Source organism: Providencia sp. LY12, from assembly GCF_057621555.1.
Genome location: NZ_CM172594.1, coordinates 1,420,860 through 1,433,808 on the forward strand (window position 1 = coordinate 1,420,860; position 12,949 = coordinate 1,433,808).

Consider the following 12,949-nt stretch of genomic DNA (forward strand, 5'->3'; position numbering starts at 1 on the left):
TTAGAATTAAAGGAAGTACAATGACTCTAAAGCAAACTTTGTGCGTTTATGAGCTGCTCGATTGTGCGAATGTTAGTGGGCATGATGTTGTTCAGTTGTTCCAGGATTTCCCCTCAGTTCAAGTCATTTCAACGACGGTTGTCGATCAAAAAGGCCAAAGCGATTTCGTCAGAATCACCATTCCGGGTTTACAAGGCAAGTCCCAAGGTAAGAATGCACCAACGTTAGGGATCATCGGGCGTTTAGGTGGATTGGGAGCCAGGCCTTCGCGCATTGGGGTTGTTTCTGATGCGGATGGCGCAATTGCTGCCATCACAACGGGATTAAAATTGGCTGAAATGCAGCAAAGAGGAGATGCATTACAGGGGGATGTGATCATTACAACGCATATCTGTCCAAATGCACCAACTCGTCCGCATACACCCGTCGATTTTATGGATTCCCCCCTTGAAGACGCAACGATGAATCTTCATGAAGGGATCCCTGAAGCTGATGCAATTTTATCGGTGGATACCACCAAAGGAAATCGCTTAATTAACCATAAGGGTTATGCGCTATCACCGACGGTTAAATCGGGGTATATCCTACCTGTTTCTGAGGATCTATTGCGTTTAATGGAGTGGAGTAGCGGACAAAATGCAGTGACTTTCCCGCTATCTATCCAAGATATCACGCCTTATGGCAATGGGCTTCATCACCTCAATAGTATTATGCAACCAGCAGTTTCAACGACGGTTCCGGTTGTTGGTGTCGCCATTTGCACTGAAACTGTTGTACCGGGTTGTTCAACGGGAGCCAGCCATGAAGTAGACATTGCTGCGACTGTGAAATTTATGATTGAAGTCGCAAAAGCTTTCGGTGAAGGGCAATGCGCGTTCTATGATGAAGAGCAATATCAGTTATTAACTGAATTGTATGGTGATATGCATCATTTGCAGGCAACGGATGAACAATAATATTTGTTTTAGACTGTCTTAATTTAGAACGTCGTTAATTTGGAATAGCCACAGTTAATTATTTACCCCTTAAAAATAATTAACTGTGCTCTATTACCCTAGCTTATTCTGTTTTCGCTTCACCACTTTCGATAATTGGGATAATGGCGGTAGCATGCGCGCCTTTAGGTCCGTCAATCATAAGCGTGTAGCTGACCTTTTGACCCGCTTTGAGTGTCCGGTAACCATCCATCTGGATTGTGGAATAATGTGCAAATACATCATCTCCGCCATCTTCTGGGCAAATAAAACCAAAACCTTTGGCATTATTGAACCACTTAACCGTACCTGTATTCATATTTCTGTCCTTCAAGTTTGCTACTGACTGTTTATATACATGCATAAAATGCATATGTATACCAGAAGAGTTTTTTATTACACGTAAATTAAATTAATGTTTTATTTCGATAATGTTTTTTATCTGTTTTTAACTTATTGTATATATTGATTTATTAAAATATCGATTTTCTTATTATGATTAAACGCATAAGGAGTATTATGGTGTTTATGTTTGTTTTATAAGCAATTATTTTCTTCCCCAAAATCCCACCAAAAATACTCCCCAAAACATTTAAAAATTTGAGTCTTTAAATTACGACAATTTTCCACTCTTTACCGCGATCATCGTTGTAATTATCGGTCATTACTTTCGACCTGTGACCTAACAATCTTTGAGTATCCAATCCTTGTTCTCGATATATCCTTTCAGAAAGAGAACGTTGTTCATGAAAGGTTGGTTCAGCACCTTTCGACCAAGTAATTCCACATTTATTACGTGCATTTTTAAACGCGGCCGTTAATGAGGTATTTGATATTGCCCCGCCTTTTTTACCCCTAGCAATAGAATGGCGATGGTGAAGTAGGTAAGGGCTAACAACAAGATCCCTACACATGGAGATCACATCACCAAGCGTCATTTCTATAGCATCACACTTCAGCGTTAATGGGATGGCAATTTTCGTCCCTGTTTTTTCTTGCTCAATGTGCAACATTCCATCCCAAACATCCGAGAATTTCATTTTTGTGATATCACCAAGGCGCTGCCCTGTAATTAGAGCTAATAGCATCCCATGCTGTAAGTAATGAGGGTGCATAGCTGCTTGCTGATAGATAGCCTTCCATTCATCCAGCGATAAGCGCTCTCGCTTCACTTTGCTTCTAGGTTTCTTGGTTGCAAGAGCAGGGTTATACCCTGGTGGAACATGGCCAACATGCTGAGCCTCTTTAAACACATCAACAATCACGGATCTGACTACTTGAGCCATTCGGTTATGTCCGAGTGCCTTTACTTCGTCTGTTATTTTAACGACTTCAAGCGCAGTTATATCTTTTAAGGACATCATCCCACAATGCTGTTTAAATAAATTTAGCGGCTTAATTTTTTGCTTATATGAGTTTAGTTTTAACTCGCCTTGGTCCATTCGTTCTTGCTGTATTTCTAAATATTTATCAATCCAATTGGACACGCTAATGCCAATTTTCTTATTTTTAATATTTGAAAGCCTGTCATTGATACTGAGTATTTGTTTTGTTTGCTGTTCAGCTATGATCACATTTGCTTGAGCTGCTACTTGCTCGGCTTCCTCGGCGTCCGTGCCGAGGCTATGAAACCTACCTGTTAACGGGTGTTTATATTGCCAATAAACCTTTCCGTTTCGTTTATCTAACTTCCGATACAAATTTGGAATAGTGATTTTATGAGCGCGGGGTCTAGCTGCCATCAGATAATATCCTTTGAAGTTTATCGTTTGAGCAATTCGGTAATTGAGGTTTTGAAACAATACCCACCCAGCGGGAATCACGATCTACCATCCATTTCTTACCAACTTTTAAGGCTGGTGGTACCATCATGTTCGCTTTCGCATACTTCAATAACACTTGCTTGCTGGGCGCATCATCACCGAATTCCAGTTTTGCCCATGCTTCTAGAGATACCATTCTAGACATAATTATCTCCACATATCTGCCCGCATGCAGATTAAAAATTCAACCACAAACACTCGGTACGCTTTACTGAACCTGCGTGTCCATTTGCTGCAGTTGTCTTTACCTCTTTTCGCCAGCTCGAGAGTTGGCCGTTATATAGATCGTAGTCATAACCACAGATAATAACTTTCCTAGGGTCATGATTATTCACATTTGTTATTACTAGCTTAGTGACTTGAGATTGCTCAACCTTCATATTTATTTCTCTTCACTGTTTAAATTTAATCCTATCGAGCAAAAAATTTCACTTAAAATTGAGTTAAGTATCAGTTAATTCAGGTGTATATTCTGAGTGCTTATTATTTGGAGAAGTACATTAGCTCGCATTATTTTATTGCCGATACCGATGTGTCGGCATTTTTTTAATTTCATATTCATTTATTACGCTATTACGCTATTACGCTATTACGCTAATCCTATCGAGTAAAATATTTCACTGAAAATTCACTTATATTTAGAGTGGATTAGATGTAATCTCTATTTAGCTCATTTAAAATGGAGCGTCCTTTAAATAGTTTCTTTTGAGCATATTGCCGATGCCCCCATGCGTCGGCATTTTTTATCTAACTTTTTTGTTAAATCCATGTTATGAACTATGATTAAATTGCTTTTATAGAGAAAGTAGAAATACCTAAGCAATCTTTACCGCCATCTAATAACCCCTAGATGGCGGTTTTTTTATATCCCGACACTGAGCTTTAACTCCAGTTTGAAATTTCTTCTTCGATTAAATCGTCTATTTCGTCGTTAGTAGCTTCTTCATTGAGAAATAGCGCCACCAGATCAGTGGCACATAAATTAATTAAGCTGAAAAATTCCCAATGAATGTTTCGATCTGAGAACCTTCGAATTTAGAAGCAAGTAGATCACGGAATTCTTGTGCTATTTGTTCTTCTAAATTTTCGAGTTGAACAATACGAAGCACTAAAGTAGGAGTGTCGTGTGAAGTTAAAATGCTATAGCGAAGCTTAATTGCACGTTCTTGCAATTCTTCGTAAGGAGTACATTTAAATTCGAAAGCGGCAGGCATAATATCTTTGCTTTTCGCTTCTACATTTTCCATAACTGAACGTTTAGCTGAAAAATCACTATCTTCATGATCAGATGAACGACTTGATTCGATGGTAATTCGACGTACAGCACCAATAGCCTGCTTGATATCTAAAACATTGCCTTCAGCATCGAACGCTAATAAGAATTCGCGCCAATCTTCCAGCCACTCGGCAAGTTCTTTTTGTCCTTGCTTGCGACCATTAATGGATAGAACGGCTGTAAAAGGTGATGTCTTTTTCAGTCCAATAACAGCGGAGTTATCTGCGTGACCAGGTTTTGCAATCGTACCAATGTTAAAGATAGTTTTTGCACTCATATCTTCAGCATCGATAAAACAACGAACACCATCTGCATCAGAATAACCAATACTATATTTAACGAAATCGCTAATGCTGGTGGTTCTTAATGCTCCACGGAAGCGATAACGTCCTACTTGGTATTTCTCTAGATTAACAATTTCAAGCCCGTCAGGTTTGGCAACAGCAGGGCAAGGCATATTTTCTACAGCACCTAAACGAATACCAGAAATAGCTAGTTCTGTAATTTGAGAAATAGCATCACCATTTAATTGAGACATAAAAGCTCCTACTTATTTAATAAAGTATTTTTAAAGATTGGTATTTAAATAAAAAAAGAAATTAATTAACTTGTCTTAATTTCCCATCAGGATCGCCATTGATAGCGAATAATTGCCCCTGATCTTCTTGCATAACTGAAAGTTTACCGCCTTTATTGACATACATCGGTGTTTCGGTGGTATCTTCTTCAGAGCGCTTGCCGCGAGGCGTTGGTGCAGCAAACTTAAGTTTATGGGAAATCATAACTCGCTTTTCTTCAATTGAGTTATTCAAGCGGGAAATATCCATTTCAATAATAACTTTCCCTTTTCCACCGTTATTTAAAACACCTAATGCAACATCATTTAATACAGCGGAAACTTTATTTTCAAATACACCACCATCTAATTCCCCAAGGAATTCCGGTACATTTGTTTTTTTACTTTCACTCATGAGTTGATCCTCATTAAAGGTTATTACTCCACAGATAAGACCGCTAATATTGATTAGACATATTTACCCGTATGAACTGATTAAATATCAGCGGTCTTATGTGTGATGTAAAAAAAGGGTGGCTACTGAACAGAACATTATCATCATCCTCATAGTTTGGAAGATTCAGGTCGCCACCAAAATTATCAATAACTACTAACTAGCACTGGCATTATTATTTTCAGCTTGGATCCGGAGATAGATTTCTTCGCGGTGAATACTTGTATCTTTTGGTGCTTCAATACCAATCCGCACTTGGTTACCTTTAATACCCAGAACAGTGACTTTAATATCATCACCGATATTCAGCGATTCACCTTCACGACGAGTTAAAATTAGCATTCCTATACTCCATCACTCCACACGTTAATGAGATGCCTGAGCTAACTTAGCCACATCAGGCGGCTGTGGTTCCTGCTATTCCCCAACAGAAGGAACTTTGCTATATTTCCCTTACCCCAGCAGAAAGAAGGAAATACAAATGACTCAAAGTCAATATTTGATACCATTCATTACAGACATAAAACCAATTACCTCATCAACTTTAAGCAATCTCTTCTCCGAGATTAAAAATAATGTAGTTAGGGTTCGGAACGTAAAACCTCTAGCTTCAGTAGAATACACATTAAAAGTTAACAACAGAGCATTATGCTTACTGACATTAAATGTCATACTTCACGAATATCGTCAGAAATTTGCCAATATATTTAATCCATTGAATGGAGAAAGCGCCCTTATTCATTTAATTTTAAGTAAACACCATTGGCATATATCTGTGATTGAGAAGTTATCATTTAAAGATACTTTATTTTCAATTAATGATGAATTCTCTTTTGATCGCCTTCCTAGTTATTTACAGGGCTACTTAACCCAGTTAAATTATCAAAACGCTAATTTCAGTTTTGATGATTACCTTTATGACGAATGGGATCCGATAATGGGTCAGAGAGCGTTAATGCAGATTGTTGAGTAGCTCTGCGTATATCATCCTCATAAGATGCCCGACCCTTTTCTAGTAATTCAAGTTGCTTTATTGCCATTTGGCGATTTGTATGGGCGTTTACTTTTTCTCTCATCCATTTGAATATTTCATCTTCTGAGTAACCGTTAGCGATAATAACAGGTTCTTTTGGTGCAACTTCTTGGGTGTTTAAACACTTTCCATAATCAAGTGTTTTTTCGGGTACTTTAAGGTTCTTTGGTGGTTCAAAATCATTCACAATAGCAGCAGCATATAATGTTGCCTTATCACGCTTAACGGGGAAGTAGCTCTCTAGAACTTTTCCGTTAAATAATCTTTTAAATAAAAAATTATCGCCCTCATATGTAATAATCCATTGCTCACCATCTAAATTATCTTCGTCACTCATACCTAATACCCCACACATTTAAATTTAATTAAGCACTAATAGTGACTTTACAGCGTTCGGACTGCTCGAAAATTTCATCATCGAGCTTTTCAATTTTGCGCTGCAGTTCGACTTTATCTTGTTCTAACTGAGCTTGTTTAGCCTTAAGCGACTCCAGCGTATTGAATTCAGCAGCTTTTTGAAGAATCCACGCCTGTGCATCTTCCTGCGACATTGGCACACTAAAAGTTACGATTGGTTCATTTGAATTAGTTTGCATTGTACCCACCTAGTCGTTTGTATCGATAAGGTAAATATAGCAATAAGTATTAAATATAGCAATAGGTATATTCTATATATTTTGGTGCGATGCGTATGATAATGAAATCTAAGAGATTATTTTTTCATTTTCATAAAAATACGAAAGGGTATTGGAATTAACATAGAATAATTCTTGCAAATTTTACCTGAGAATATAAAGTATAAAACAATTTACTGTATAAATATACAGTGAGCAACCAAAAGCTATAATGTTATATTCGAGAGGAATGAGACGATGGTGATAGTTTTGGTGAGGAATGGGGTTGGTGAGTATAGAGAGGTGCTTGTTAGTCAAAAAGAAAAAACAAGCTACCTTCTGAAATCACGAACAAGAAAGACGACAACACCGATAAATTGTGCAGAGGATAACTCAATTAATGGCACTCTGTTATCATCAACTGATAGGAAGCCGTGACTACCACCATCTAAAAATTTATATACAGAAATAGAATTGTTAACCTGTGCTATCACCAGATCCCCCGTTCCTGGTGTTATCTCAGTATCTACGATAGCAATACTTCCGTTCGGTGCCTCAGCGCACCCCGTATTGCGGCTCAGTACATACGCACGATAAGATGATAATGGCTTACCCATAGGGGATATAACGAAATCATCAGTTTCGCCAGACTCATCCCAAACTGAAATGTTAAGAGATTTATCTAGTCTAAACTTTTGTTCGCTATTAGGGCCTTCCATTTCGCCGATGCCATTTGCCAGCCAATCAACATTCACGCCAAGAGCATTAGCTATATCAACTAATTTTACCGATCCTTTAGCTTTTCCATTCACTAAGCGCCAGATTGTGGGCTGAGCAACACCCGATGCTTCAGCTAAAGCACCTTGCGTCATATTGCCCCTATATTTCATAGCCTCTTGGAGGCGTTCAGACAGTGTCGTTTTCATGAATGCGAATTTATAGTCATGCGTATTAAAAATCAAATTCTCATTGCTATTGTATAAATTAATACTCATTGCTATTATTTATCTCACGACAATACTAAAAGGGTTAAAAAATGAAAAACAAAGCAATTCAAAAAGCAATTGATATTGCTGGGGGGCAAAAAAAATTAGCTGACCTGTGTGGCGTGAGCCAGCCGACGGTTTGGCGATGGCTTCATGGTGGCGGTGTAGATGCAAGATTGGTTATGTCTATTGTGAAAGCTACCAACAATGCAGTTTTACCTCATGAAATAAGGCCGGACCTTTATGAATTAATTGGAACAGGCAAACAATAACAAAACCAACTAACAGAGTTAACTACAAACAAAACAACGGAATTGTAGATATGTGCAAACAAACACTAAAAGAAGTCGTTAAACAAATGTGCAAGGCAATGCCTGGTGGTCGTTCTGCAATGGCAGCTGCTTTAGGTATGAGCGAAACCACATTCAACAACAATCTGTATGAAAAAATGGCTGTCGTTTCTTTGAAAATGATGATTTGGAAGCAATGGAAGAATTATCCGGCACTAAGTTGCTGGTGGGCTATCACATGGAACGTCATTCAATCGTGCCTGCAACAAAGGCTGTACCAGAGAGCCTAGATACGGTTGAGTTATTTGAAATACGAATGAACCTTGGCGCAATGCAAGGCGCGTTATCCATATTGATTCAAAACAGCATTTCTGACGGCGTCCTTACTGATGATGAGATTAAGGCGATAGATCGCAAGTCAGCAAAAGTATTTGGTTATGCCGCTGGGTTTATTGAGTCATTAAAAACAGTTTATGGGGTGACTAAATGATGAGTAACGCTGGAAAGGGTGACGCTCAGGATATGCGGTCCCGAGCGTCGGTTGCTAATAACAACTTGTGTGGAGTAACTAGCATGAGCAGTTTAGCAAATTTAACGAGTCATCCGCAAGTACGTGTTTCATTGCGTAATGGTCGTTTCGTCTATGAGATTAAATTACCAAATGGCTATGAAGAAACCAACTACCAGTTTATGCGCTGGTTAGTAGATGATTTTAATTCAAATAGCGGGAGAGAGGCTCATGTCCAATGAAGACCCCAATAACCTCAATCGTATTTATCGTGACAGACGAGGTATTCCTGTTCGAGTTATTCGTTATGACAGAGAGAAACAACGGGTCATCTATATGCGAGAAGGCTATGAGCATGAGTGCTTTGTCCCGCTATATAAATTTCAAGCTGAATTCACAAGAGTCGAGTAGGTAGCAAGTATGAGCGTAAAACTATCAAGTTATGTTTGGGATGGCTGTGCGCCGGCAGGTTTGAAGATCACCTCCGTTGCTATCATGGCTCGTCTCGCTGACTTCTCAAATGATGAGGGCGTGTGTTGGCCATCCGTCCCAACAATTGCCCGCCAGATTGGTGCGGGTGAAAGCACTGTGCGTACCGCTATCAAAGATTTGGAAAAAGACGGTTGGTTATCAAGAGAAAAGCGCAGAAAAGGAAACCGTAACGCGAGCAATATCTATCAGCTTAATGTTAATAAATTAGCCTCAGCAGCGAGAGCCGCATTACCTCAACCAGCAGAATCTGATACGTCAAAACCTGACGCGTCAAAATCTGTTGCATCAAAATCTGTCCCGTCAGAATCAAGCAAAAATAACTGTTTTGACCCGTCAGAATCTGAGGGCGATCCGTCAGTAACTTCAAAACAAGATCCATCAGTAACTAACTCTTCGTCGCAGAATTCTAGCGAATCCAGCGACAAGCCTAAAATTGATTTTTTAAATCGTTACCCAGAGGCGGTGATTTACAGCCCTAACTTCCAGAAATGGGGATCTGCGGATGACCTAAAATGTGCTGAATGGCTGTTTAGCCGCAAGTGTGAAGTCTTCAAAGAGCTTGGGCTGCAAGAACCGAAAGAGCCCAACTTCACTGAATGGGCTAACGATGTTCGCTTAATGGTCAGCCAAGACGGTCGAACTCACAAAGAGATTTGCCAATTCTACAAACGTGTTAGCCAGGATGAATTTTGGAAGAAAAACGTTCAGTGCCCAAGAACACTACGCACCCAGTGGGATGATTTAACACTCCGTTTAGCGGGTGAGCAAAAGGTTTCCATTGACCAAGTTGAGCGTGACGAGGCATTCACTCGCATCATCGGTTCCCGTTCAAAACCACAAAACCGTATCGAAGAAATTGCCGCTGAGTTAGCGGGTAAATCTGGCGTTCGTCGTATGACTGACTTTGTTGGACGCAAGGCATGGGCAGGTATTTGGCAGCAGGCAGCAGAACAAGCAGCGAGAGAGGTGACAGCGTGATGCGCAGTGAAGCTAAAAAAATCTACGGTACTAACGTTTTTGGCATTGTCGCCATGTTGCATCAGCTGCGCCGTTGGTGGGTTATTCGTGAATTGCGAGGTTGCTGGAATGACTCTCGACGCGGTTTGGTTTCCTGTAACAAATTCAATCACTTAAGTTCAGTATCAGAGCATTTCAATGTTCAGCAACGTTACAAGCGCATTCGTATGTTTACAAAGCTCCACCAGCAGCGAGGTGTTATCTGATGGCTGTTTATTCAAGCAATACCGCACCAGAAGATAAAGATTGCTGGCAAACACCTCAGTGGTTATTTGAAGCTTTAACGCTTGAATTTGGTTTCTGGTTAGATGCTGCAGCAAATGAACAAAATGCCTTGTGCCCCTATTTTTTAACGTTAGAGCACGATGCATTAAAAAGTGATTGGGGTAGTCGTGGCGCCATATGGTGTAACCCGCCTTATAGCAAGATTAAACCATGGATCGCCAAAGCTGCTGAACAATGCACAAGGCAAAACCAGCCAATAGTGATGTTATTGCCAGCGGATAAATCAACATCCTGGTACTCATTGGCGCTAAAAAGCGTTGATGAAGTCCGAACTATCATCGATGGTCGTATTAATTTTGTTGATCCCAATACGGGAAAAGAAAAAAAAGGCAATAGTAAAGGCTCAATTCTTCTTATCTGGCGCCCATTTGTAGAACCAAAGGCAATTGGGACTCACGTTTCAAAAAATCGCTTAATGGAAATAGGTAAAGCAATTTTAGGGAAGGCGGCATGAGAGACAATGTTTATCTAAGAAGCATCGATGTCATCAAAGCTATTAGGCACTTAGATGTATTCACTCAGCGTCATGTAGAAAGACTTCTTGGCTTCACATACTCAGAAGCTAATCACGCGATAAAGATGTCGGTAGATCTCGGATGCGTTAAGGCAATTGGAAAACGAAAAGCATCCCATAAAAACATTGAAGTTTATCACTATGAAGTAGATCCGATGGCAATAACGAAGTTAAAGGCTGCTAGAGGAAAAGATACTGAGCCAGTGTTCAAGGAAAAGAAGGAAAGGGATAAAGAGGATATTTTCTGCGGGATAACTGTTGTTGAAAAAGCTTACATCGGCGATATGGGAAGTCCTTTGCTTAAACAACTAGATAAACTACTGGCGGGAGTTAGAGCATGAAAGACAAGATGCCAGAGATTCACCAGTGCAAATGCGGTAGCGAGGATCTGCACATCGAAACACTTGAGTATCGCACTTGGTTTTATGTTTATTGCCACGGTTGTGGCGCCAAAGGCCCAGCGATAAATGATAAGCCTGAAGCGGTTAAAATCTGGAATAAGGTGGTTTCCAATGAGTAAGCCAATCACTTTTATTTTGCCGTTCCCGCCTAGCGTCAATACATACTGGCGCCACGTCGGGAAAAAGACCCTAATTAGTGAAAATGGTCGCAAGTTCAGAGCTAATGCGATAGCTGCCGTGTATGAGCAGCTACGCAAGCGACCAATGGCAATCACCGGCGATGTGTCAGTCATTGTGAAGATGTACCCACCCACAAACCATAGGAGAGATATAGACAACTATTTGAAAGCGCCATTCGATGCCCTGACACACGCAAACGTCTGGAAAGATGATGAGCAAGTTAAGCGTGTTGATATGCAATGGTGTGGGGTAGTAAAGGGCGGTCGGTTTGAAATTACGATCAGCTTACATGACAGCGCAAATGCGGTTGCGTAAAACGTGGAGAAAAAGCATGAATCAATTAGCGATAAAAACATTAACAATGTCCAGCGTAGAGATATCAGAGTTAGTCGAGTCTCGTCATGACAAAGTGAAGCAATCAATTGAAAGGCTTGCTACACGAGGAACAATTCAACTTCCCCCAATGGGGGAGGTTAAAAATCATCAAAATCAGACGGTGCAGGTTTATCAATTAAATAAGCGCGATAGTTATGTTGTTGTAGCTCAACTATCACCAGAGTTCACTGCGAGGCTGGTGGATAGATGGCAAGAGTTAGAAAACCAAAAGCTGGTACCGACAACATTTTCAGAAGCACTACGCTTAGCTGCGGATCTGGAAGAAGAAAAGCAGCAGCTTGAAAATAAACTAATCGAAGCGGCGCCAAAGGTTGAGTTTGTTGATAGATACGTCTCCGCCACTGGTGCAATGACATTTAGACAAGTCTGCAAGCTACTTGATGTGAAAGAGCCAGAATTTAGGGGCTTTTTACTTGATAAAAGAATCATGTACCGACTCAACAATATATTGACCCCATATCAGCAGCATTTAGACGCTGGACGATTTGAAATGAAAACTGGTGTTACGCAAGGCACTGAATATGCGTTTGCACAAGCACGGTTTACAGCAAAAGGTGTCAACTGGATAGCTGGTCAATGGATGGAGCACAAAGCGTATGCGTGAGGCTTCAATTCTTACCGCAAGTACGGTACCGGAACTTGGATTAGCAATCTTTAGACCAGGAGTGAGTGAATTACACAAATTCACGGGGCGCATGTTAATTATCCCGTTGCCTAATTCATTACACGATAAATCAGTAGGGCCTATCTCTCTTTCTCCATCATTTTTCAGCGACGAGGTGAATGGTATTGAAGAGATAAAGCAGGTATTGGATTTGACTGTAAATCCTGAGCCACCAGCAAGCTTTATGAAGTTTCCTAAGCTCCAGCGCTGGACTAGTAACGATTATCTGAAATGGGTTAAATCACAGCTTTGTTGCGTTTGTGGCGCCACAGCTGACGATGCCCATCACATTATCGGCTACGGGCAGGGTGGCATAGGCACAAAAGCTCATGACTTGTTCACTATCCCACTGTGTCGAGTTCACCATAGCGAGTTACACAAAGATCCAAAGCAGTGGGAGCAAGAAAACGGTAGCCAGTTAGTTTTATTATTTAAATTTCTCGATCGGTCAATCGGTTTGGGTGTTTTTGGTTGGTAGAGGCGGAT

23 protein-coding genes are annotated in these 12,949 nt (G+C 40.3%); 14 read left to right on the forward strand and 9 right to left on the reverse strand.

Annotation, left to right across the window (positions count from 1 at the left end; all coding sequences use genetic code 11):
• Positions 1-20: 20 nt before the first annotated feature.
• Complete coding sequence (locus ACY3ZI_RS06475) at positions 21-956, forward strand: DUF1177 domain-containing protein (protein WP_108478965.1); 936 nt, start codon at positions 21-23, stop codon at positions 954-956.
• A gap of 103 nt (positions 957-1,059) precedes the next feature.
• Here ACY3ZI_RS06475 and cspD read toward each other — a convergent pair whose 3' ends face one another.
• From cspD to csrA, 6 genes are all read right to left on the reverse strand, one after another.
• The gene (gene cspD, locus ACY3ZI_RS06480; RefSeq protein WP_036951850.1) at positions 1,060-1,293 is read right to left on the reverse strand and encodes a cold shock domain-containing protein CspD; all 234 of its coding nucleotides are present in this window, start codon (positions 1,291-1,293) and stop codon (positions 1,060-1,062) included.
• A 289-nt stretch (positions 1,294-1,582) separates the two neighbouring features.
• Positions 1,583-2,716, reverse strand: coding sequence for a phage integrase Arm DNA-binding domain-containing protein (locus tag ACY3ZI_RS06485; protein ID WP_487376550.1), 1,134 nt, complete (start codon positions 2,714-2,716; stop codon positions 1,583-1,585).
• Entirely contained in the window at positions 2,706-2,942 is a 237-nt protein-coding gene (locus ACY3ZI_RS06490) for a hypothetical protein (protein ID WP_006662242.1), read from the reverse strand. Before ACY3ZI_RS06490 ends, ACY3ZI_RS06485 begins: the two co-directional genes overlap by 11 nt.
• A gap of 841 nt (positions 2,943-3,783) precedes the next feature.
• The gene (locus ACY3ZI_RS06495; protein WP_487376552.1) at positions 3,784-4,611 is read right to left on the reverse strand and encodes a YfdQ family protein; all 828 of its coding nucleotides are present in this window, start codon (positions 4,609-4,611) and stop codon (positions 3,784-3,786) included.
• 61 nt (positions 4,612-4,672) lie between these two features.
• Entirely contained in the window at positions 4,673-5,044 is a 372-nt protein-coding gene (locus tag ACY3ZI_RS06500; protein WP_112860229.1) for a hypothetical protein, read from the reverse strand.
• 195 nt (positions 5,045-5,239) lie between these two features.
• Positions 5,240-5,425, reverse strand: a complete 186-nt coding sequence (gene csrA / locus ACY3ZI_RS06505) for a carbon storage regulator CsrA (protein ID WP_487376554.1) — start codon at positions 5,423-5,425, stop codon at positions 5,240-5,242.
• Positions 5,426-5,564: 139 nt separating this feature from the next.
• On the opposite strand from csrA, the gene ACY3ZI_RS06510 reads away from it, so the two are divergent.
• Complete coding sequence (locus ACY3ZI_RS06510; RefSeq protein ID WP_487376557.1) at positions 5,565-6,056, forward strand: ECs1072 family phage-associated protein; 492 nt, start codon at positions 5,565-5,567, stop codon at positions 6,054-6,056.
• Here ACY3ZI_RS06510 and ACY3ZI_RS06515 read toward each other — a convergent pair.
• The 3 genes from ACY3ZI_RS06515 to ACY3ZI_RS06525 all read right to left on the reverse strand — a co-directional run bounded on the left by ACY3ZI_RS06515 (position 5,980) and on the right by ACY3ZI_RS06525 (position 7,725).
• Positions 5,980-6,453, reverse strand: a complete 474-nt coding sequence (locus ACY3ZI_RS06515; protein WP_487376559.1) for a hypothetical protein — start codon at positions 6,451-6,453, stop codon at positions 5,980-5,982. The two genes, ACY3ZI_RS06510 and ACY3ZI_RS06515, sit on opposite strands and share 77 nt — an antisense overlap.
• 28 nt (positions 6,454-6,481) lie before the next feature.
• The gene (locus ACY3ZI_RS06520) at positions 6,482-6,712 is read right to left on the reverse strand and encodes a hypothetical protein (protein WP_487376561.1); all 231 of its coding nucleotides are present in this window, start codon (positions 6,710-6,712) and stop codon (positions 6,482-6,484) included.
• A 350-nt stretch (positions 6,713-7,062) separates the two neighbouring features.
• On the reverse strand, positions 7,063-7,725 hold the full coding sequence (locus ACY3ZI_RS06525) for a helix-turn-helix domain-containing protein (protein ID WP_487376564.1): 663 nt from the start codon (positions 7,723-7,725) through the stop codon (positions 7,063-7,065).
• A 41-nt stretch (positions 7,726-7,766) separates the two neighbouring features.
• Between ACY3ZI_RS06525 and ACY3ZI_RS06530 the strand changes: the two genes are divergently transcribed.
• The 12 genes from ACY3ZI_RS06530 to ACY3ZI_RS06585 all read left to right on the forward strand — a co-directional run bounded on the left by ACY3ZI_RS06530 (position 7,767) and on the right by ACY3ZI_RS06585 (position 12,941).
• Positions 7,767-7,988, forward strand: coding sequence for a helix-turn-helix domain-containing protein (locus ACY3ZI_RS06530; protein ID WP_006657725.1), 222 nt, complete (start codon positions 7,767-7,769; stop codon positions 7,986-7,988).
• Positions 7,989-8,202: 214 nt separating this feature from the next.
• Positions 8,203-8,496: a phage regulatory CII family protein gene (locus ACY3ZI_RS06535; protein WP_487376571.1), complete on the forward strand. Its 294-nt coding sequence runs from the start codon at positions 8,203-8,205 to the stop codon at positions 8,494-8,496.
• Between the two features lie 83 nt (positions 8,497-8,579).
• Positions 8,580-8,756, forward strand: a complete 177-nt coding sequence (locus ACY3ZI_RS06540; protein ID WP_487376576.1) for a hypothetical protein — start codon at positions 8,580-8,582, stop codon at positions 8,754-8,756.
• The gene (locus tag ACY3ZI_RS06545) at positions 8,746-8,925 is read left to right on the forward strand and encodes a DUF4222 domain-containing protein (protein ID WP_487376581.1); all 180 of its coding nucleotides are present in this window, start codon (positions 8,746-8,748) and stop codon (positions 8,923-8,925) included. The genes ACY3ZI_RS06540 and ACY3ZI_RS06545 overlap by 11 nt, the downstream gene beginning before the upstream one ends.
• 9 nt (positions 8,926-8,934) lie before the next feature.
• On the forward strand, positions 8,935-9,984 hold the full coding sequence (locus ACY3ZI_RS06550) for a helix-turn-helix domain-containing protein (RefSeq protein ID WP_487376584.1): 1,050 nt from the start codon (positions 8,935-8,937) through the stop codon (positions 9,982-9,984).
• Positions 9,984-10,229, forward strand: a complete 246-nt coding sequence (locus tag ACY3ZI_RS06555; RefSeq protein WP_487376586.1) for a hypothetical protein — start codon at positions 9,984-9,986, stop codon at positions 10,227-10,229. Before ACY3ZI_RS06550 ends, ACY3ZI_RS06555 begins: the two co-directional genes overlap by 1 nt.
• The gene (locus ACY3ZI_RS06560; protein WP_487376588.1) at positions 10,229-10,762 is read left to right on the forward strand and encodes a phage N-6-adenine-methyltransferase; all 534 of its coding nucleotides are present in this window, start codon (positions 10,229-10,231) and stop codon (positions 10,760-10,762) included. The genes ACY3ZI_RS06555 and ACY3ZI_RS06560 overlap by 1 nt, the downstream gene beginning before the upstream one ends.
• On the forward strand, positions 10,759-11,163 hold the full coding sequence (locus tag ACY3ZI_RS06565; protein WP_487376590.1) for a hypothetical protein: 405 nt from the start codon (positions 10,759-10,761) through the stop codon (positions 11,161-11,163). The genes ACY3ZI_RS06560 and ACY3ZI_RS06565 overlap by 4 nt, the downstream gene beginning before the upstream one ends.
• The gene (locus ACY3ZI_RS06570) at positions 11,160-11,342 is read left to right on the forward strand and encodes a hypothetical protein (protein WP_487376592.1); all 183 of its coding nucleotides are present in this window, start codon (positions 11,160-11,162) and stop codon (positions 11,340-11,342) included. The genes ACY3ZI_RS06565 and ACY3ZI_RS06570 overlap by 4 nt, the downstream gene beginning before the upstream one ends.
• Entirely contained in the window at positions 11,335-11,718 is a 384-nt protein-coding gene (locus ACY3ZI_RS06575) for a RusA family crossover junction endodeoxyribonuclease (protein ID WP_487376594.1), read from the forward strand. The genes ACY3ZI_RS06570 and ACY3ZI_RS06575 overlap by 8 nt, the downstream gene beginning before the upstream one ends.
• Positions 11,719-11,734: 16 nt before the next feature.
• Positions 11,735-12,403 carry a phage antirepressor KilAC domain-containing protein gene (locus tag ACY3ZI_RS06580; protein ID WP_487376595.1) on the forward strand — a complete coding sequence of 223 codons (669 nt, stop codon included), beginning with the start codon at positions 11,735-11,737 and terminating at the stop codon, positions 12,401-12,403.
• A complete protein-coding gene (locus tag ACY3ZI_RS06585; RefSeq protein WP_487376597.1) occupies positions 12,396-12,941 on the forward strand; it encodes a DUF968 domain-containing protein in 546 nt (181 codons plus the stop codon). The genes ACY3ZI_RS06580 and ACY3ZI_RS06585 overlap by 8 nt, the downstream gene beginning before the upstream one ends.
• Positions 12,942-12,949 lie beyond the last annotated feature (8 nt).